Source organism: Pedobacter sp. PF22-3, from assembly GCF_026239555.1.
In the GTDB taxonomy this organism is placed as follows: Bacteria; Bacteroidota; Bacteroidia; order Sphingobacteriales; family Sphingobacteriaceae; genus Pedobacter.
In genome coordinates this window covers 74,942-95,040 of the sequence record NZ_JAPIVP010000008.1, presented here as the reverse complement: position 1 = coordinate 95,040, position 20,099 = coordinate 74,942, and the positions used below count along the sequence as shown (strand labels likewise).

At 38.2% G+C, this 20,099-nt stretch carries 16 protein-coding genes; 3 read left to right on the top strand and 13 right to left on the bottom strand.

Annotated features, from left to right (window positions below):
- Window positions 1–61: 61 nt before the first annotated feature.
- From OQX63_RS12060 to OQX63_RS12050, 3 genes are all read right to left on the bottom strand, one after another.
- Window positions 62–751, bottom strand: coding sequence for a hypothetical protein (locus tag OQX63_RS12060; RefSeq protein ID WP_265851121.1), 690 nt, complete (start codon window positions 749–751; stop codon window positions 62–64).
- A gap of 29 nt (window positions 752–780) precedes the next feature.
- Window positions 781–1,623, bottom strand: coding sequence for an isoaspartyl peptidase/L-asparaginase (locus OQX63_RS12055; RefSeq protein ID WP_265851120.1), 843 nt, complete (start codon window positions 1,621–1,623; stop codon window positions 781–783).
- 85 nt (window positions 1,624–1,708) lie between these two features.
- Window positions 1,709–2,584, bottom strand: a complete 876-nt coding sequence (locus OQX63_RS12050) for a cyanophycinase (protein WP_265851119.1) — start codon at window positions 2,582–2,584, stop codon at window positions 1,709–1,711.
- A gap of 295 nt (window positions 2,585–2,879) precedes the next feature.
- Between OQX63_RS12050 and cphA the strand changes: the two genes are divergently transcribed.
- A complete protein-coding gene (gene cphA, locus OQX63_RS12045; RefSeq protein WP_265851118.1) occupies window positions 2,880–5,495 on the top strand; it encodes a cyanophycin synthetase in 2,616 nt (871 codons plus the stop codon).
- A 178-nt stretch (window positions 5,496–5,673) separates the two neighbouring features.
- On the opposite strand, the gene OQX63_RS12040 is transcribed toward cphA, so the two are convergent.
- The 3 genes from OQX63_RS12040 to OQX63_RS12030 form a co-directional block, all read right to left on the bottom strand.
- Window positions 5,674–6,129 carry a PA2169 family four-helix-bundle protein gene (locus OQX63_RS12040; RefSeq protein ID WP_265851117.1) on the bottom strand — a complete coding sequence of 152 codons (456 nt, stop codon included), beginning with the start codon at window positions 6,127–6,129 and terminating at the stop codon, window positions 5,674–5,676.
- A 126-nt stretch (window positions 6,130–6,255) separates the two neighbouring features.
- Window positions 6,256–7,173, bottom strand: coding sequence for a glycosyltransferase family 2 protein (locus OQX63_RS12035; protein ID WP_265851116.1), 918 nt, complete (start codon window positions 7,171–7,173; stop codon window positions 6,256–6,258).
- Window positions 7,174–7,317: 144 nt separating this feature from the next.
- Window positions 7,318–8,088: a class I SAM-dependent methyltransferase gene (locus OQX63_RS12030; RefSeq protein WP_265851115.1), complete on the bottom strand. Its 771-nt coding sequence runs from the start codon at window positions 8,086–8,088 to the stop codon at window positions 7,318–7,320.
- Between the two features lie 249 nt (window positions 8,089–8,337).
- Between OQX63_RS12030 and OQX63_RS12025 the strand changes: the two genes are divergently transcribed.
- Window positions 8,338–9,720, top strand: a complete 1,383-nt coding sequence (locus tag OQX63_RS12025) for a M57 family metalloprotease (protein WP_265851114.1) — start codon at window positions 8,338–8,340, stop codon at window positions 9,718–9,720.
- A gap of 69 nt (window positions 9,721–9,789) precedes the next feature.
- On the opposite strand, the gene OQX63_RS12020 is transcribed toward OQX63_RS12025, so the two are convergent.
- Window positions 9,790–13,887 carry a gliding motility-associated C-terminal domain-containing protein gene (locus OQX63_RS12020; protein ID WP_265851113.1) on the bottom strand — a complete coding sequence of 1,366 codons (4,098 nt, stop codon included), beginning with the start codon at window positions 13,885–13,887 and terminating at the stop codon, window positions 9,790–9,792.
- A gap of 216 nt (window positions 13,888–14,103) precedes the next feature.
- Between OQX63_RS12020 and OQX63_RS12015 the strand changes: the two genes are divergently transcribed.
- Complete coding sequence (locus OQX63_RS12015; RefSeq protein WP_265851112.1) at window positions 14,104–14,787, top strand: FkbM family methyltransferase; 684 nt, start codon at window positions 14,104–14,106, stop codon at window positions 14,785–14,787.
- Here the strand turns inward: OQX63_RS12015 and OQX63_RS12010 are convergent, their stop codons facing one another.
- The 6 genes from OQX63_RS12010 to OQX63_RS11985 form a co-directional block, all read right to left on the bottom strand.
- Entirely contained in the window at window positions 14,788–16,113 is a 1,326-nt protein-coding gene (locus OQX63_RS12010; RefSeq protein ID WP_265851111.1) for a flippase, read from the bottom strand.
- Window positions 16,114–16,188: 75 nt separating this feature from the next.
- Entirely contained in the window at window positions 16,189–16,809 is a 621-nt protein-coding gene (locus OQX63_RS12005) for a hypothetical protein (RefSeq protein WP_265851109.1), read from the bottom strand.
- A gap of 41 nt (window positions 16,810–16,850) precedes the next feature.
- Window positions 16,851–17,369, bottom strand: coding sequence for a DinB family protein (locus tag OQX63_RS12000; protein ID WP_265851108.1), 519 nt, complete (start codon window positions 17,367–17,369; stop codon window positions 16,851–16,853).
- A gap of 19 nt (window positions 17,370–17,388) precedes the next feature.
- On the bottom strand, window positions 17,389–18,087 hold the full coding sequence (locus OQX63_RS11995) for a DUF4476 domain-containing protein (protein WP_265851106.1): 699 nt from the start codon (window positions 18,085–18,087) through the stop codon (window positions 17,389–17,391).
- Between the two features lie 74 nt (window positions 18,088–18,161).
- Complete coding sequence (locus tag OQX63_RS11990; RefSeq protein ID WP_265851105.1) at window positions 18,162–18,851, bottom strand: YjjG family noncanonical pyrimidine nucleotidase; 690 nt, start codon at window positions 18,849–18,851, stop codon at window positions 18,162–18,164.
- 866 nt (window positions 18,852–19,717) lie between these two features.
- On the bottom strand, window positions 19,718–20,047 hold the full coding sequence (locus OQX63_RS11985; RefSeq protein WP_265851104.1) for a low molecular weight protein tyrosine phosphatase family protein: 330 nt from the start codon (window positions 20,045–20,047) through the stop codon (window positions 19,718–19,720).
- Window positions 20,048–20,099 lie beyond the last annotated feature (52 nt).

Sequence of the window (20,099 nt, the reverse complement as noted above, 5' to 3'; positions counted from 1 at the left end):
CCTTTTAGAACTCCGTAGTGTACTTTATGTGGTGAAGGCTTAGCAGAATTGAGACCTTAGGCTAGCTTGGGTTTACCTTTTTACCGGTGGTTTTGTTGGCAATTGTTTCCCTGGCATCTTTAATCTGCATTTTATATTGACTGGTTTTGATGGAGTTTGCCAGCCATTCGGCCGATTTAAGATCTCTCAGTGCAAGCGTAAAATCTTTCTTTTTGATTTTAACCTGAACAATGCCTAAAATAGATTCGATATAAGCATTATTGCTTTTTAACTGTTTCGCCAGTATACCTTGCTGGGTGTAGAACCACATTGATTGTGTATACTTGGAATTGGCCAGATAAACTTTGCCCAAAAGGTTATAAGTATTCATTACTCCGGCTTTGTTTCCGGTTTTTGAATAATTTTTTAGGGCTACATTTAAAAGAATTTGCTCAGCATCAGCGAAACGGCCAAGTTGATAATGCATATTACTCATCTTGATAACGGCCAGCCCGTATCTATTGAAATTTTTTACGGAATTATATTCAAAAGCGGCCTTTCCAAATAAAGTGAGGGCTTCGTTATAATCGCCTTTCCGCTCAAAATCTTCTGCCTCCTCAAAAAAAGAATTTCCATCTTCCAATTCAAATTTTGATACTGCTATACTTATTGCACTACCATTAGGTTCTTGGATCTCAGATTTATCTAGATTTTGAGCTTGTAGTTGTAATGATGCAAAAAGGCTAATTAAAGCCAATACAATTTTGGTCATGCAACAAAAATAATACTTTAAATCTAATTTCAGCTAAATACCTGTAAATTAACATCAAAAGATGCCCAAACCATGTAAGGATGCGAGTCGCAATGGTAAACTTCACCTGCTGCAGAAATGCCTACAACGCCTGCAAAGCCATCAAAAGCTTTAAGTTCAGCAAAAGATTTATCTGCTGCTTCTTTTAAAGAAAAACCATCGGTAACGCGGGTTACAATTTTTGCAGCCAGGGCACCGCTTACAATATCTTCCCCTACTCCGGTACAGGAAATACCCGCATGTTGATTGGCATAGTTGCCTGCTACCGTTGCGGAATCACTCACCCGGCAAGGAATTTCAAAGCCTTTTCCACCAGTAGAGGTTGCTGCGGCTAAATTTCCGTCTGCATCAAGTGCTACACAGCCTACCGTTCCTTTATTATTCTTTTGGTTTAATTTAGCTTCGTATTCTGATTGGCGCTGTTTGGTAATGGGATCGAAATATTCAAAACCATTTGTTCTGGCAAATTGCTGGGCACCATCTCCACTAAGCACCCGGTCATCGTATGTGAGCAGTTTATGTGCAATCTCGATAGGGTTTTTAACATCTTCTATATTAATTACGCCACTGAATTTCTCGGTTTTGCCATCCATCAGGGCTGCACTCAACCTTACTTTTCCATCGCTTTGGATCTGCGAACCAATACCTGCGTTAAATAGTTCGTTATCTTCTAACAATGCAACAGTATAGATAACGGTTTCAAAAGCAGTATGTGTTTTTAAATATTCGTGTCCGCGCGTAACAATTGAAGCTAAAGCATCTTGTTTAGCTTTTTTCGTTTCCTGATTGGTAGACGATTCGCTGAAGAAACCGCCATGTATAATTAGTTTCATTTTTTGAGTATTGTAGTATTCAGTAGCAGGTATCAGGATTGGGTAAATCCAAGCTCAAAATCGTCCACTGTTAACTGCTACTGAATCAGGCTATCGGAATTACCTTTGGGTGATGAATTACTAAACTATGGTCTGTTAAATCATAAACGTCTCCGTCGCACATCACATGCACCACCATGTTTTTAATAGAAACAGGCTGCCCCATTTCTACATCGGTTAAATTGGTATCGGCCATCGTGCGGCCATCTACTAAAATTACCATTCCAGAGCCAATGGCTTCCATTTTATGTCCATCAGCAATAAAAAGACCGGTGTCTTCTCCAAGTCCGATCCCTAAAATACCAGGATTACTGGCTGCGGCATACAACAAGCGGCCAATTCTGCCGCGTTGAACAAAATGTGTGTCTACAATAACATCATCTATAAAGCCTAATCCGCCGGTAATTTTAACCTCTCCTTTTAGTAAAGCATCTTTACTGCTCCCCTGGTAAATCATGTTTTTGGAACTTGCAGCTGCTCCGGCCGAAGTACCTGCAATGACTACGGGTTCGTTTCTATATTTGTCTAATAGAATCTGATGGGTTTTTGTCCCGCCAAAGATTGAAGAAAGACGGAGCTGATCACCACCGGTAAAGATAATTACTTCTGCAGCCTTGATCCGTTCGTAATTTTCATCAGAATTGGCTTCTTCGCGGTTGGTAATATTAAGAACACCAACATTATGCACATCTAATTGTGCGTAAGCCTTGATATATTCTTCACCAACTTTTTCGGGCATTAATGATGCTGTTGTGATGATCTCGAACCGAGATTGAGTATCTCTTAATGATTCCGTAGTAATCCGTTTTAAAATTCCACGCTCGAAAAAATTCATATTTTCAGGCAGTCCAAATTGCGTTTCTGCGAAGCTACCTGTATTTATTGCGCCACCAATGATGATGAGTTTACCTTTCGGAACCATTCTGTGTGTGTTATAATTGTATCAAAAAACCCAAATATATAGGCTTAAGATAAAAAACACGACTTTTTTTGTAAAGAATATTCAATTTATTAACAAAAGTTAAAATATTATAGCCTAAAATTAATAGGATTGTACTTGAAAATAAAACAAATACGCCCTAAAATTGATTTAGCTAATTGAAACGTCTATTTTCAAAATAAATGCATAATTTACAGTCATCAATTTCATTCTTAAAATTGAGTATAGAGATTGATTCCTAAATCTATCTTTAGCATAAAAAAGAACAAAACATTACATGAAGATATTAAATATACAAGTATTAAGAGGACCAAACATATGGTCTATTAGCCGTAAGAAATTGATCCAGATGCGACTGGATTTAGAAGATTTGGAGCAAAAACCAACAAATGTAATAGACGGATTTAGCGAAAGGATGGAGAAACTGTTGCCAAGCATGTTTACCCATCGGTGTTCAAAAGGTGTTGAAGGTGGCTTTTTTACCCGTGTGAAAGAAGGAACCTGGATGGGGCACGTGATTGAGCACATTGCGCTCGAAATTCAGACGCTTGCTGGCATGGAAACTGGCTTTGGCAGAACACGCATGACCAAAACCGAAGGTATTTATAATGTGGTTTTCAGTTACCTGGAGGAAAAAGTAGGGGTTTACTCCGCAGAAGCAGCAGTTAGGATTGCAGAAGCTTTGATCAATAATGAAGAGTACGATTTAGAACACGATATCCGCAGAATGAAAGAGATACGTGAACTGGAAGCCTTAGGCCCAAGTACAGGTTCGATTGTAGAGGAAGCAGTAAAAAGAAGCATTCCATGGATAAGATTGAACAAAAGTTCGTTGGTGCAGTTGGGTTATGGTAAAAATCAGGTGCGTTTTAGGGCCACCATGACTGAAAAAACCAGCAGCATTGCTGTAGATCTTGCCAGTAATAAGGAAGAAACGAAGCGTTTGCTTACCGAAGCTGCCATTCCGGTAGCTGCAGGAGTAACTATTTCTAATCCTGAAGATCTGGAAGCTTCCGTTAAAAAGGTTGGATTTCCCTTAGTTTTTAAACCGCTTGATGGCAACCACGGTAAAGGTGCAACCATTAATGTAAAAACAATGGAAGATGCTTTGGCAGCTTTTGAATATGCCAAAACATATTCGCGAAGGGTAATTATTGAAAAATACATCACCGGATTTGACTTCCGCGTGCTGGTAATCGATCATAAAGTGGTTGCTGCTGCACAACGCGATCCGGCGCATGTAAAAGGAAATGGGATCCATACCATCCAGGAATTAATTGATCAGGAAAATGAAGATCCACGTCGTGGTTATGGCCATGAGAATGTGTTAACGGAAATAGCTGTTGATCGTGATACGTTGGATTTATTAGCCAAAAAGGAATATACCTTAGAAACCATTCCGGAAAAAGGAGAGGTAGTTTATTTAAAATCGACCGCCAATTTAAGTACGGGAGGAACATCCATTGATGTGACAGACATTGTTCACCCACAGAATATTTTCATTTGCGAAAGGATTTCGAGGGTAATCGGATTGGATATCTGCGGTATCGATATCATGGCACAGAACCTTACCCAACCGTTAACTGAAAATGGCGGTGTAGTATTAGAAGTTAATGCTGCTCCTGGTTTCAGAATGCACCTGGCACCTAGCGAAGGTTTGCCACGTAACGTTGCGGCACCAGTAATTGATATGCTTTATCCGCAGGGAAAATTGTCACAGATCCCGATTATTGCGGTTACCGGAACCAATGGAAAAACTACCACGACCCGTTTAATTGCGCACATTATCCGCAGCAATGGTAAACGTGTAGGTTTTACCACCAGTGATGGTGTGTATGTGCATAATACCATGTTGATGAAAGGCGATACTACCGGACCGGTAAGTGCCGAATTTATTTTAAAAGACCCAACAGTAGAGTTTGCCGTTTTGGAAACAGCACGTGGTGGAATTTTAAGGGCAGGTTTAGGATTTAATGCCTGCGATATCGGTGTGGTTACCAATATCCAGGAAGATCACCTGGGGCTTTCTGACATTCACAATCTTGACGATTTAACCCGGGTTAAAGCTGTGGTGATTGGTGCGGTGCGCCGCAAAGGTTGGGCTGTGCTAAATGCCGATAACGGTTATTGTGTTCGCATTGCTAAAGATGCACGTTGCAATGTTGCTTATTTCAGTATGGATGAGAATAATCCTGTAGTAAAAGAGCATTGTAGAAAAGGCGGAATTGCTGCCATTTATGAAAATGGGTTCATCACCATTAAAACCGGCGATTGGAAATTAAGGGTAGATAAAGCCACCCACATTCCTTTAACCTTTGGTGGTTCTGTAAACTTTATGATTCAGAATGTACTGGCGGCGACGTTAGCAGCCTATTTATGGGGTTATAAACCTGAAGATATCCGTTTATCGTTAGAAACCTTTATCCCTTCTGCGGCGCATACGCCTGGAAGGATGAATATTTTCAGGTTCAAAGATTTTAAAGTACTGGTTGATTTTGCGCATAATCCTGATGGATTTAATGGTGTAAAAGGTTTCTTGCAGGGAGTTGAGGCTACAGAGCAGGTTGGTATTATTTCGGCAACAGGAGATAGAAGAGACGAAGATATTTTGGAGACCGCCCGTATTTCTGCACAGATGTTTGACAAGATCTACATTTGTCAGGAGAAATATCTCCGTGGCAGACAACAACAAGAATTGGTTGATTTGCTGATTAAAGGGATAAAAGAAGTTGATCCTAATAAGGAAATTATTATTAACAATAAAAGTACAGCTTGTTTACAGGTTGCGATTGAAACTGCTAAAAAAGGTTCTTACTTAACCATTTTAAGTAATACAATTGATAATACCATTCAACGTGTTACTGAACATTTAGATCGGGAATTGGAATCGTAAGTAACTAATTTATTCTGCCATCGATGGCGTTTTCGGGCGGAATGCAATGAAGTGGAGAAATCCTTCTGGATAGATCTCTCCATTACGCATTGCTCCAGTCGAGATGACGAAGCAATTATAAAAAAAACCTCCTTCGATTTGCTCGAAGGAGGGTTTTCATTTTTATGTTTTAATTTATTTAAGCCTGGGCATCACGTAACCTTTTGATTTCATCATGCGATACTCTTAAAGATGCCTTTTGGTCTGAAATTAATTCTCTGATATTTGCAGGGATATCCTCTCCCTCTAAAGCCATTTTATATGCATTTTGTGCTGCGTCTTCACCAAACTCACAATTGTTTAAAACTGTTTTACGATCGTGGCCGGTAAAAAGTGCTTTTACATCCATCCAGGCCCTGTAGATTTTGCCTGAATTTGTAGTTCCTGTTTCAATATCTTCACCTAAAGCTGATACTTCAGTTGCCAATGCCATTTTATATTTTTGACTTTCGCCTATCATATTTAAAAATAACGTCTTCAAATCGGCATCTTCATCTTTTAATTCCTGACGGGCTTTTTCGTAACCTTCAATACGGTCGTTATTAATTTGAATTAAATCGTTTAATACTTCTGCTGTTTCTGTTGTCGTTTTCATGTTCTTTATTTTTATAGTTTCGATGTTATAAAAGCAACATGAGCAATTAAAAAAGGTTTGTCATTTTTTTAATTGCCTACAACGCTGAGCTATATTGGTTATTTAGATGAGAATATGATGGCATCATTATTTTTTGGAAAAATATTGTGTCAGCTTTTCTTTTACAAAACGCCTAACCCTTGTTACCATATTGCCTTTTCGCTTAATCAGAAAGCTTTTGATGGCTTTGTATGCAATAGGGTCTTCGGCTATTACAGTTGGAAATTCAACAATTTGTTTAGGGTTGATAACGACGTTATAAATATCGTTGATTCCTGAGTGTACGCCTGTGCCATCGTGGCCGATGTTGTTAACGAGTGATTGAGATGGGTTAAGTGTAATGCCTCCTTTTAAAAAGATAGAGGCATACCATCTTATGGCCCAGCTATTATTTTTGCCTCTTTTAAATTCCTGCATCTGTTTCCAGAAATTCATTTTATTATCAATGGAAAATGCCGTCTTTTTCTTTTTATCAAATTGTTTAAGAAGAACGTCAATATTTGGTTCGAAATTTTTCCATGCTCTGCCCCATGTGGCCCAACCCCAACTAGTGGCAGCCCTGTAAAAAAAAGATTGAGGAAGGTTATCTGCTTTTAAAGGATACATATAAGCTCCAATATGCATTACTTTTTCCTCTTCTCGGTAGTGGTTTAGCGCGGTATTGAAATAGGCCAGGGTATGCGGAGAGGTGATGAGATCATCTTCAAATACAATTACCTGATCATATTCTGCTATTAATTGGGTAACTCCTGCAATTACCGCATTGGCTAAGCCTGCATTAATCTTACTTTCAATTACTTTAACTGACTTAAAGCCATCTACTTTTTTAATGATTTTTCTTACTTCCGCAACTTTTTCTCTATCCAGATCGGTTTTGGCACCATCAGAAAAGATATACAAATGGCTTTGCGCTGCAAACTCATTTTGTTGCAGAAATTGTAAGGTACGCGCTGTGTGCTGCGGACGGTTGTATACGAAAAGTGCTATTGGGGCAAGGTTTTGCATATTGTTTTTTTATAAAAGGATCGTCATTGCGAGGAACGAAGCAATCTTAATGCGCATGCCAGCAACGATTGTTGTAGATTGTTTCCTCAGCTGAAAAAAGCCTCATCGCAATGACGAATCGTGCGAGTGGAACCTTTTTACCATCTAAAATATCTGCAGGTTATGATCTGATTTTTTGGTTAACACGGTATATGCATTGGCAAACTGTTCCTGTTTTTTTCTTCCAAATAAATTACCCAATGTTTTTTTTATCCTGTATTCTAACTCTATTTTTAGGTTTTTAGAAAATGTTTTAGGCGCCTTTCTATTGATAAATTCATTGAATTTTACAGTTTCAGTTGCCGTCATTGAAATTTTATCAGCTAAAATTTCCAGCCCCTCGCTTTGCAGTAAAAACCTGAGCGAAGTTGGGGTATACATGTTAATGTGCCCGTAATCCAAAAAGTGTTTCATGCGTTTATCTACATCAAAACGGTAATCTTTTGGTACTTCTACTACAATATATTTAGCTACACGTTTTAACTCCCTGATCAGTAATCTTTCATGCTCTACATGCTCTAAAACATGCGCAAGGATAACCAGGTCAAATGTATTGTCTTCATAAGGGATTTTGTAGCCATCAAAAGTTTGTGCTTCTTTTAAGCTGAAGAGATTACGATCTTTTATCAGATCGACACCACTTTGTGCAATTTCTAAGGCATAAAGTTCTGGCGCGAAATGCCATTCATTTAAAAAATGTAAAATACTGCCATCGCCTGCGCCCACCTCAAGTACTTTTTTAGGTTTTATCCCTTTGCAAACATCAACAATGTTATGGGCCTTATATTTGGCTCCGAGCATTCTCCATGCCACATCGCTATTGGTATAAAAATTATCGTAGGCTGTTTTTACTTCTGCAGTTAACATTTGTGTCATTTAATACAAATATAACTGTTGTGAATTATATAATTTGAATAAACTTCCAGGATGAAATTTTCAATATTAATAGCGTGACAATCCTTGTGTTATAAAATCTACTTGAATGAAAATTTAATATGTATTATTAAATATATTCCATATATTCGAGATATCGATATCAGTTCTGATTGGTTTTCCAGATTTAAAACTAAATAAACGAAAACGTTACCTTTTTTAAAAAACAACAATTTAAATTAAGCTTCATTTATGAAAACTAAACAAACCATTAAAGGGTTGCTTATGATTGCGGCAATCTCAATTTATTCCTTAGGCTGTAAAAAGAACGGGGAAAGTGTCACCCAGCCTGAAGTAAATAAAAAAGACGCTGTTTTTAATTATATAAAAAGCCTGGGCTTTCCAGCTTCATCAATTAAAGATATTGGTAGCGACTATATTGTAGAAGAAGATATCTTATTTTCTAAAGATATGCAGATTCCTTCAGGTACAGGGCCAAAGACAGAACAGTACTATACTGGCAGTTTGGTTAGTACTACAAACAGAACCAACATTAGGATTTCAGTAGATGCATCGATGTCAAGTATGATGTCGGAAATTAATTCTGCGGTTAATCAATGGAATAGCGTTCCAAATGCAAACATTCATTTTAATATTGTTTATAGCGGTGGCTATGATATTCTGATTAAAGATGAGAATTTAGGTAATGGCTATTGTGGAGTTGCCCGTTTTCCTACAAGTGGAAATGCAGGCGGGTTAATAAAAATTAATAAAACTTACATCTCAGGAAATAGCTTTGATCAAAGACAACGTACAATTACACATGAAATAGGTCATTGTGTAGGTTTTAGACATACGAACTGGCAGGCAAATGGTGAGCCTCAAAATGGTACCGACGATATCGGCACTTATGCAAGTGCAATTGATGTTCCGAACGTTGGAGGTACCGACCCTGGTTCGTTAATGAATGGCGGACAATGTGGTTCTGGCGCAGCTTATCTGTCTAATATGGATAAACAAGCAATAGCATCATTATATCCTGTTGTAACAACTAATCCTTCTGGTACACTGGCAACCATGGCGGGTATCGATATAGGTACGGATGATGGGGTTTATTTTTGGGGTTTATCGGGCTTTGTTACTAAAGGCAATTCAACATCTATAAGCGGAGTAACTCAGCAATATTATTTACCATCAGGAAAAAACTATAATGATGTAATCGATATGGCAATATCGAATGCAGGGCGAGGATATGTTTGGTATAAAGATGGAACCATGTCAGTAGGACAAGGTATAGGTAACTTCGGCGATTATATTTTGCCAAAAAACTATGTATTACCCGCTGGTAAGGTCCCTGCAGATATAGCTGGTATTGCCATTTTGAAATCTAATGATCATTGCTTTGCTTTTTATAGAGATGGAACTTTTTCTGAAGGTAATTCCACTGATTTAGGAGCTTATGCAGGTTTGCAAAATTATGTTATCTCATCTTCTGAAACATATAGCAATATTATGGACGTGGGTATAGCAGCTTCATCAGGTAAATTCTATGTATGGTTTTCAGATAATAAGATGTCAGTTGGAAACGGCGCATACAATTTAGATGATTATATTCCTTTAAAATTTATGAATTAATTGCCTTCAGTTACATTTCCCCTATAAAGATATTTTTAGGGGAAATGTTTCGATACAAGTGGCGATAATCTAACGTAATACAGTAATACTCCCATTATAAACCGAATTATACCTATCATTAAGTTTAATAACATAATAGTACACGCCAACCGGCACCAGCTGGCCCTTATGTGTTCCATCCCATGCGGATAAATTACCTGCATTTTGATACATTAGTGTTCCGTATCGGTTATATACTGCAATTTTAGATCCGGGATAGTTTAAAATATTCCCAATGCTCCAATTATCATTAATGCCATCTCCGTTTGGCGAAAAGCTTTTCGGGATTTCTATGGTGTTCAAAACAATTACTTCTATCGAGATCGTTTTACTACAGTTATGTCCATAATTAATTTTTAAGGTATATGTTGTATTTTCTAGGGGGCTGACGTCTGGACTTAAACTAGATGGATTTTTCAACCCTGTTTTAGGGAACCATTCAAAATTATAAGACTCATCCCCTAAATCTGTAAATACATTTAAATTAACCACTTTACCATAATCTATGGTAAGCTTAGTGGGGGCAGTTACAAAAATGTCACGGTATGAAATGATTTCTACTTCATCCTTAGTAGTTGTATTGCAATTGTTGTTTGTAATTTCCCATTGAAGAACAATTTGTTGGCCAATTGGGAAATTATTGATTACTGCATTTTGATCATGAATATTTGTTGACGTAAATGGATTAAAGTTTGCAGGTGAAATAACAGACCAGGTACCGACCTCGTTGTCCCCAGGTTTATTTCCGTTTAAAATAACAGATGATTCTCCGCACAGATCAAGGTTTTCACCTGCATTTGCAATGGTTGGTAATGGGTTAACGGCTATTTTTAATATATTACTTAATGATGGACAGGAATTACTAAATGTTGTTCTTCTAAAATAAGCTGTTGCTGATAGATTACTTAACACAATATCTTTGGCTCTCTCGTTAATGATTGTATTCCAGTTTATGCCATCATTACTTTGTTTCCATGTATAATCTATGGCCATTTCTGCCGCACCAATTGGGTTTGAACCGGTAATGCTGAGCTGTCCAGTTATGTTGCCGCAATAATTTAAGGTTTCAGTACTAATCATGTTGTTTTGCGTATGTGGCGCCGTGGTTATCTCATATTTAGAGTCAAAATAGGTTGTGCCACCAGCGGTAATCATTCTTCTATACATGGCCAATATTGGTGTATTCTCAAAATGCTCATTGGTTTTTAAAGAAAAATCTGCATTGTTAGCATTCTGGATATTCACCCAGGCTCCCGAATCAAAAAACTGCCATTGTATGCCCGGGTTAGTTCCAATAAAAGCTTCTCCGGTAAGCTGCACATTTTCGCCTGAGCAAATTGTAAGCTTATTTATTTTATCAACACCAATTCGAATGTCTTTTTCAATTATACAATTATTTCCATAAGTAATTTTAAGATGATAGACCGTTGTCTGATCAGGTTTTGCAATTGGCGCCAATATATCGTCATGATCAAGGCCACTACCTGGACTCCATGTATAGGTATAATTATGATCGGCTGGAGTTACGGTAGCAGGAATCTTTACAGATTGACCTTCGGTAATGGTTAAATTGCTGGGTAAAGTTAAAATAGCCTCACTATAGTTATGGATTGTAATGGTTGATGATGAAGCCGTTTGGCAGATATTATGATTGATCGTCCATTTTAAAACCACATCAATATCAGTTGGTATATTATTAATCTGCAGGTTAGGATTATGTTCATTAGCTGCATTAAAAGGATTGTAATTTGCAGGGCTAACTACCTGCCAGGTACCCGTTTCGTTTAGGGCAGGTGCATTTGCATTTAGTGTAACTGTGGCATTATTACAAAGGGCAATATTATTACCGGCAACTGAAGCGCTAACCTGGGGCTGAACTTCTATTTTTAACGTGTTGCTGTAGCTAATGCAATTTGCTGAGAAAGTAAGGCGTTTAAAATATTTAGTTTTTGCAATGATAATAGAAAGGTCTTTCCCTGTTTCATTATTGATATCCCGCCAGGTTAATTCGTCGTCGCTTTCCTGCCATTTATATATTGCTGTAGTATTTTCTGCTCCTTGTGGCAATGTACCTGTAACTATTACATTAGATGTGCCATTACATAGTATGTTTTGTGCTGTACTGATTAAATTGTTAGTAGTAGCAGGATGAATTATAACATTGATTTCCGGTTCGATAAGTTCGGTATTGGCGGTAAACACCTTCCGCCTAAACTGATAGGTAATATCCTGGTTGGTAAAATTAGTAAGCCCTTTCAATTCATAATCAATGCTTGCATTGGTGTTAGGTGCGGCTATCCAATTGCCAGATGGATCCTTAATCTGCCATAGATATGTATTTGATGGTATGGTATTGGCCGGAACGCCTACAAGGATCTGTGTATCCCCAGCGCAAATTTTTATTTCATTTGTTGCTTCTACCTGTACAGTAACCAGCCAGGTATAATCCTGGCAGTTAGATGTAATGATATATTGCTGTGGCTGTGTAAAATTATTGGCCACGCCTGATAATGGCGATACAACACCGATGTCAGTAGTTAATGTAGGTTTAAGTGCTGTAACATTAGTTCCGGCATTCACCTTGATGGTTATCGTTTTATCCTGTGTATTAATTATTGCAGGTGCTGTTTGTTCGGCAAGCTCAAAAGAAGCAATGTTGGCATCACCGGTAAATTTAACCTGGTTATATTTTGAAATGTAGCCATCTGATATTCCGTTTTTTGCCGTAATCTTTAGGTCGCATATTCCGGGGTTAAAGTCTACAGTGCTACAAAATGAGCCCGCGAGTAAAATATTTTTTTTCGAATCGACAGCAATTTTATGTCCATAGTTACTAAAGCAGCTACTTCCAAAATTAAATGCCCATACATAACTGCCCGTTCCTGTATATTTTCCGAAAAATGTGTCTCTTGCACCGTGGTATGTTAATGTTTTATTTAAACTGGCATCACCAAAAATCAGGGTTCCGTCGAAGTAACCTCCTATATATACGTTATCCTCTATATCAGCAGTAATATAATAACTGTATGGCGTTGGGCTATTACCGCCTATATTTTTACCCCACAGTGTTACGCCTGAAGAGCTGTATTTTCCAACGAATAGGTTTTTTCCTCCTGTTGATGTTAAGGAAATATTGTTTGCTGGAGAACTTAAGTTTACCGTACCACTATAAACACCAGTTAAATAAATATCGTTGTTCGGTCCTGATGCTAAAGATGATACAACGGCTGCGGCTCCATCTATTTTATTGGACCATATGAGCTGACCGTTTGCTGTGTATTTTGCGATGAAGTAATTTGGTGAAGTACCTGTAATAGGGTTGGCCGGACCTTTTGGATTTAAATCGATATTGGACGAAAAATAACCCATAATGATAATTTCATTATTGGTATTGGTTATCACGTGCCTGATCTCATCTGTACTAAATGATCCCAAACCGTAAGCCCACTGAATATTACCATTGCTGTCATATTTAACAATAAAGCCGTCTAAATCTCCTTTAGGAGCCAGGTTAAAGCCGGGCAAATTTATATTTGACGAATAGGAGCCTACAAAAATAATATTGCCCAAACGATCAGCGGCAACAACATGTCCGTATTCTGTATATGAACCCCCAACATTTTTTGCCCATTTAAAATTGCCGTCTAAATCGAGTTTTACAATAAAAGCGTCGTTTCCGCCCGCATTGTTAAGACTAAAGGTTCCCGATCCGGGATCGCAATCCATGCTAGGCGAGTTAAACTGACCTCCAAAAATTACATTTGATTCATCATCAACTGTTAAGTTATTGACTTGGTCAAGCCCTGATCCGCCAATGCTTTTTGCCCAGATTAATTTTCCATCAGGCGTATATTTAGCAATAAAAACATCATAATCACCATTCGAGGTCAAATTAACCGGAGTAGAAATACCAGATAAATCAACGGTTACCGTACTTCTGAAATTTCCGGCAATGTAAACGTTATCAAATTTATCAACAGCCACTCCGCTTACCTTGCTTTCGCCAAAACCACCAATATCCTTTACCCAATCTGGAATGGGCTGCTGTTGCGCATAACCTTTTAAAGAAAATAAAAAAAATACCAAAAGATATAATAACCTATAAAACGGGAAGTTTTTGTTGTGCATTATACGAGCGTGAAACAGATTCTTTAGATTTAAGGGAAAAATAAAATTAACACAAATCTACAACTAATTAAAATAAGGGATTGATTAAGCCTTATGTATTTTTTGCTGATTTCTAGCCATTTAAAATCAGTAAGATAGTTAGGCCTGATGAACTAATATTCACACTTTTTACTTAGTTTTGAAGTCGATAGATTCGAAACTAAGTAAAAAAAATTTATGATTAAAGCGATAAAGAAGGTCCTGTTAAAATATTTGCCTGTTAATTATTTCGCATACAGCAAATCATATTCACAAGATGGTGAGGATATGATACTTAAAGCGATTTATGAGCAGAAAAAAGGATATAAGGGCTTCTTTGTTGATGTTGGGGCACATCATCCTGTAAGATATTCCAATACCAATTACTTTTATAAACGGGGATGGAAAGGGATTAACATCGAACCTACTCCATCTGCAATTGGTGCTTTTAATACATTCAGAAAAAGAGATATTAATTTAAACATCGGCATCGGACCTGAAAAAACCCAACTAAAATTCTATTGTTTTAATGAGCCTGCGTTGAATAGCTTTTCTGAAGAAGTTTCGAAAAGAATCGATGCCGAATCTGGTAAATATAAAATCATAAAAGAACTTGATATTGATGTATTGCCTTTAAGTGATGTCTTGGATCAATATCTGCCGGCCAATACCACTATCGATTTTTTGAGTATTGATGTTGAGGGCCTGGATTATCAGGTTTTACTTTCCAATAACTGGGATAAATATAAACCCGGTGTGATTTTGGTTGAAGAAAATGTTAATGTTGATGAGCTTAATCATTCACCGATATACAAATTCTTAAAGGAAAAGGGTTATACCTTTTTTGCAAAAACTTTACGTACCTGCGTTTACCGGTTATAATTATCGGTTAAATATTTTTTGGAAGGCGGTAACAAGGAAGAGTGATTTTAACATCATGTAACCCTGTTGCCTTGTTCTTTTGAACAGCAGAATTAAAAAAGTGGAACAAAAATAAGCAATTACAGTAGCTATAGCTGTACCAATCATTCCCATTTTTGGAATCAGGATTAAGTTTAATACAATATTAACCGCTGCCCCAAAACCCGTACGGATAAAAGTAAGGCGGCTAAATCCTTCGGCAATCAGATACTGGCCACTGGCTACACCTAAAAAAACAAAAATACTTCCCCATACATGTAAGGCCAATGCCGGTGCTGCAAATGCAAATTCTGGATTGAACAACTTGTAGATATATGGTGCGGCAAAGGTTACAAACAGGGCAAATGCAAGGCTTAACCAGGCCATAAGATCATATAGGTTCTGAAGTCTTTTTTGATACCGTTCCGGATTATCTCTTCTTGCATTTAAAATAGCAGGAAAAAGTGAGGTTACAATAGCTACCGGCACAAAATTTAAGGCTTCACTAAGGCTTACTGCCGTTGCATAGGCTCCAGCCTCTTCAGTTCCATTCTCCCCCAGAATTTCTTTTAGCATCAGTAGATCTATTTTCATGTAAACCGAAACCATGATTCCCGAAATAATCAATGGCCACGAAAAATGGAGTAATTTGATGGCTAATTCTTTATTAAAATTCCAGTTAAAAATATTTCTGCCTTTACGCTGATAAACATAAAAATAACCCATTGATAACAAAACGGTATCGAAAAGAAATGAATACACGAAATAGATCAATTTTGCCGAAAATATAATCAGCATAACCTTGGTAAGCGCTGATATAAAATTTCCAACAATCTGCACCTGCATAATATATTTCGACTGAACTTCGGATTGAAAATAAGAATCGATCACAGTTAGGGATTGGAACAAGCCCGTAAAGGATAATATGAGTATAATGTGGTATGGAATATCAGAAAGCGGACGGATAGTCCAAGCGAGAAAGATAGCTGGGATACAGATCAATCCGGCAATAGCTTTTAACAAAAATGCAGTTCCCAATATGGTATCTCTATTGCCCGGGAACTGATGAAGCTCTTTTACAATGAACTGATCCAGGCCAAGGCCGGCAATAGACGCAAAAAGATAGGTGTATGCAATTGCGCTTGTTAAAATACCATTGTTAAAGGCCAGCAAATAGTTAGCCACCATAATGCTAACAGCCATTTTAATAGCTAAACTGCCAACTCTTCCAAGCATTAACAATCCCGTATTCTTTAAATACTTGTTAAATGCTTCCTCATCAAAACCTTTTATGGTGGGTAATTTCATTAGCGCAAAGATGTAAAAAAATGTGCGTTAAGTAATGTGCCCTAAATTCAAAATATTTTATTGTCTGTTTGGAGACTAGCCCTCACTTTTAGTTTCCAAAACTTTGGTCTCGGTAGTTTTGGCTTCAGGCGCTGGAATTAGAGTTGGGTTTACAATGGAGGCCGGTTTACTATTCAATGGTGCACCAACGGTAAGATCGCACCTGTGGTTGGGCTGGCCGTGAGGTGGGTTTAGACCTTTGCCCACTTTTACTGCTGGTACCTGGGTAACTGCAGGCTGTGTAGTAGTAGTAGCCACCCGTGTAGGTTTACTATCCAGTGGTGCCCCAACGGCAATATCACATCTATGGCCAGGCGCTCCATGTTTAGGATTCAGTTTTTTGCCAGAAGCATTGGAAACCGGCATTGACTGAGTTGGTATGGATTGCGGAGTAAGCTTCTGCTGAGGTTGAGCTGCGGCATTTCGATTTAATGGTGCCCCAACAGCCAGCGCACAGGTATGTCCGGCTTCGCCATGCGGCGGATTAAAAATCAGGTTACTTTTAGTTTGCTGCGCTATCGGCTGTGCAACATTGCTTTTCTGCAGCCCCTGAAGCCCTGTTGGTGTTGGAATAACTGTTTGAGCGCTTTCTTTCTTTTCGCTGGGATTGCAGGCAAAAAGTAAAGTAAGTATGGAAAGATAAAATGCATATTTCATGAGCACAGCATTTAGGGTTAACCAAATATGGCGAAATTAATTTAAGTCTGAAAGCTCTTTTCTATTCTTTGTAACTGTTTTAGGTGGTGCTTTAAATGTATTTCTATAAACCTAAGCCATTGTTTCGCATTTAAATAGCCTAACCTGGGATGTTTCGTTTTGCTATTGGCTTTTGCATGTGCAAGTAGCTGGTAATTGTCATCCAAAGCCTTTTCAAATGCTAAAATAAATTCGAGCGCTTCTGTTTTGCTGATCTTTTTTATACGCTCTTCCAGCCGTTTCGGCACCTTATATTTTTGTGCAGGAGGTAATGTGCCCAGTAATAGAATCAACTTTACCATAAAATGGGTCGGTTTGCTTTCGCCTTTGCCATTTGCAGCATGTTCAAAGGCAATTAAAGAAAGTAGGCTCGAATCGAAAATATGTGAGTATACTTCGCTATAACTCCAGCCAGAAATAGGAGGCGTAATTTGAAAAACATCATCAGGGTAATTTGATAATTTCGATTTATAGGCATCAACCACTCGATGTATGGATACCTTTATTTTTGCAGCCGTCATGTAATAAAGATAAGCCGAATTACGGCTTCTCCAAATATTTTAAAAATTCATCTTTATAGTAGGGAAATTCAAATGTTTCAGCAACTGTAAAATAATTTTGCGGATCTACAACGGTTTGATAGAGGCTTTTGGCAATCTTCAACCGTTCACCATCAAATGTGAATGTTTTAAGGATAAGTTTACTCTGACTGCTGGAAAATGAAGCATTTTTACTCACTGCATTGATCAGTCTTACCCTTTCGCTATCGAAAACGGATTTTTTATAACTCGAATAAAATTCCTGAAAAGCCTCTGGTGATAATAAACGGTAATTCGGATCTGGCAGTACTGGCGGAACAATACCCGTATTATAGTCTCCGGTATACCCATCAAAATCGTCAAGTGCATATTGCCTGTTCCGAAAGATATTCATTTGTTTCAACGTGATTAATTCTTTACCTTCCAGGCTTAAAACAAGCCTTTGTTCCGGAATCACCTTTACCTGTTGTTTAAAGATTTCCGTATTGCCCTGAATAATAGATAGTACTGGTGTAGAATTGTAGACATCGTAAAAACGGAACCTACCATGGGCAGACGAAACAAGTTCTTCGTCTAAATATACGTTGTACTTTCCTGGATTAACGATTTCTAAGAAAACTTCGGCAGATCTGCGGTTGTTTTGAGCGAAACTTAGGGTAGCAAATGACATTGCCAGTCCTAAAAAGATGGTTGTTTTCATTTTAATTAAGGTTTCATTTGTGTGTGTTTAGGTTAAGCCAAACAAATGCCAAAACCCAACAAAAAGGAGTATGATCAAAAAAGTTTCAATAATTCTTCTAAATGAAAGATTTCCTTTTTAACATCTTGAGGCTTTTCTTTTTGTAAAGGATTAAAAAAGATCGCCTCCATACCAAAATTTAAGGCACCATAAATATCAGCTTCAAGACTATCTCCAATCATGATGCTTTCTTCCTTAACGGCCTTTGCTTTATCCAATGCATATTCAAAAATGATGGGATTGGGCTTGTTTACGCCAACATCTTCCGAAATAATCACGTTCTCAAAATATGGGTTTAGATTCGAAAGGTTCATTTTGGTTAAGGTGGTCTCCTTAAAACCATTTGAGATGATATGCAGGGTGTATTTTTGCTGTAGATAGCTCAAAACATTTTCTGCGCCTTCGAATAAATTGGTTTTGGTAGGCGAAATATTGACGTAATCCTCTTCAAACTGATGCGGCACTACATCAGGATGGATACCCATTTGAATAAAAGTTTTACTAAAGCGTTCCGATCTTAAAAAATCTTTGGTGATTTTACCCAGGTGATAATCGGCCCACAACTGATGGTTATTTTCGGTGTAAGTACTGATAAAATCGGCACAAGATTTAAGGCCAAGTGTATCTAACTTATAAGTATGATAAAGTTCGTTTAGTGTTTCCTCAGCGTTGCGGTCAAAATCCCAAATCGTGTGGTCAAGGTCGAAGAAGATGTGTTTTTTCATGTAAGAAATTTTCACAAAGTTAACTTAATGATTTTTGATTTATAAATAACCTGAGTTCGATTATTTATTGCCGTTTTGTATTCGGTATACTAAGTGCAGAAGCCCTTGTTCCTAAACCCGATTAAGCGGAATAGCCCGGAGCGCAGGGAGGACTATAAGCGAAAGCGGGGCTTAAGCCGCCAAGGACCATTGCATGCTCATTTGCTAATTCTATTTCGGTCGGTTAAACACTGGCAGATAGTATAAATATTCTTATTAAAAGGAGCGCAGAGCCAGTACAAGACACTAAACGTCTTCCTGTTTTCCGCTTATACGCTTCGCTTCCTCGTACCTCGTTGCTGCAGGGGATCGCTGCAACCAGGGCTAGTTGGCTATACCTGTATTTCATTTTCGGGGGTACTGGGTGCAGGGGCCCTTGTTCCTAAACCCGATTAAGCGGAATAGCCCGGAGCGCAGCGAGGACTATAAGCGAAAGCAGGGCTTAAGCGGCCAATGACCACTGCATGCTCATTTCCAAATTCTATTTCGGTCGGTTAGCCACCAGTAGATAGTATAAATATTCTTATTAAAAGGAGCGCAGAGCCAGTACAAGACACTAAACGTCTTTCTGTTTTCCGCTTATACGCTTCGCTTCCTCGTACCTCGTTACTGCAGGGTATCGCTGCAACCAGGGCTAGTTGGCTACGCCTGTATTTCATTTTCGGGGGTACTGGGTGCAGGGGCCCTTGTCCCTAAACCCGATTAAGCGGAATAGCCCGGAGCGCAGCGAGGACTATAAACGAAAGCGGGGCTTAAGCTGCCAATGACCACTGCATGCTCATTTCCAAATTCTATTTCGGTTGGTGCGACACCAACTGATAGGATAATCACCCACGTTCGGATAGATAATGGGTAACTTTTGAATCAATTTCTTCGATAAGCTCCTCGTCCATATACTGATAATCATCTGGAATATCCAAAGTAATTATTTCTTTTTCATAAACTTCCTGAGGGAAACGTTCCGTAATTCTTTGTTTATGTTTTTTCTCCATTGCAAAAATCAGATCTGCCCAGATAATCAGTTTTGCACTGATTTTAATCCTTGCAGAAGGCTCGGTTCCGGCTGATCTTACCTGATGATCGGAATGGTTCTTATACATGGTTTCGGCAGTTGCGCTTCGCCATTTATTTCTACTGCACACAAAGAGGATATTCATTTATATTGAACGTTAAAGACGCTGGACTAAAGACTCTAGACTTAGGACTTCA

Bases quoted from the DNA above. Each gene is read 5' to 3' on its own strand.
- OQX63_RS12060 (WP_265851121.1), bottom strand. From the start codon at position 751: ATGACCAAAATTGTATTGGCTTTAATTAGCCTTTTTGCATCATTACAA.
- OQX63_RS12055 (WP_265851120.1), bottom strand. From the start codon at position 1,623: ATGAAACTAATTATACATGGCGGTTTCTTCAGCGAATCGTCTACCAAT.
- OQX63_RS12050 (WP_265851119.1), bottom strand. From the start codon at position 2,584: ATGGTTCCGAAAGGTAAACTCATCATCATTGGTGGCGCAATAAATACA.
- cphA (WP_265851118.1), top strand. From the start codon at position 2,880: ATGAAGATATTAAATATACAAGTATTAAGAGGACCAAACATATGGTCT.
- OQX63_RS12040 (WP_265851117.1), bottom strand. From the start codon at position 6,129: ATGAAAACGACAACAGAAACAGCAGAAGTATTAAACGATTTAATTCAA.
- OQX63_RS12035 (WP_265851116.1), bottom strand. From the start codon at position 7,173: ATGCAAAACCTTGCCCCAATAGCACTTTTCGTATACAACCGTCCGCAG.
- OQX63_RS12030 (WP_265851115.1), bottom strand. From the start codon at position 8,088: ATGACACAAATGTTAACTGCAGAAGTAAAAACAGCCTACGATAATTTT.
- OQX63_RS12025 (WP_265851114.1), top strand. From the start codon at position 8,338: ATGAAAACTAAACAAACCATTAAAGGGTTGCTTATGATTGCGGCAATC.
- OQX63_RS12020 (WP_265851113.1), bottom strand. From the start codon at position 13,887: ATGCACAACAAAAACTTCCCGTTTTATAGGTTATTATATCTTTTGGTA.
- OQX63_RS12015 (WP_265851112.1), top strand. From the start codon at position 14,104: ATGATTAAAGCGATAAAGAAGGTCCTGTTAAAATATTTGCCTGTTAAT.
- OQX63_RS12010 (WP_265851111.1), bottom strand. From the start codon at position 16,113: ATGAAATTACCCACCATAAAAGGTTTTGATGAGGAAGCATTTAACAAG.
- OQX63_RS12005 (WP_265851109.1), bottom strand. From the start codon at position 16,809: ATGAAATATGCATTTTATCTTTCCATACTTACTTTACTTTTTGCCTGC.
- OQX63_RS12000 (WP_265851108.1), bottom strand. From the start codon at position 17,369: ATGACGGCTGCAAAAATAAAGGTATCCATACATCGAGTGGTTGATGCC.
- OQX63_RS11995 (WP_265851106.1), bottom strand. From the start codon at position 18,087: ATGAAAACAACCATCTTTTTAGGACTGGCAATGTCATTTGCTACCCTA.
- OQX63_RS11990 (WP_265851105.1), bottom strand. From the start codon at position 18,851: ATGAAAAAACACATCTTCTTCGACCTTGACCACACGATTTGGGATTTT.
- OQX63_RS11985 (WP_265851104.1), bottom strand. From the start codon at position 20,047: ATGAATATCCTCTTTGTGTGCAGTAGAAATAAATGGCGAAGCGCAACT.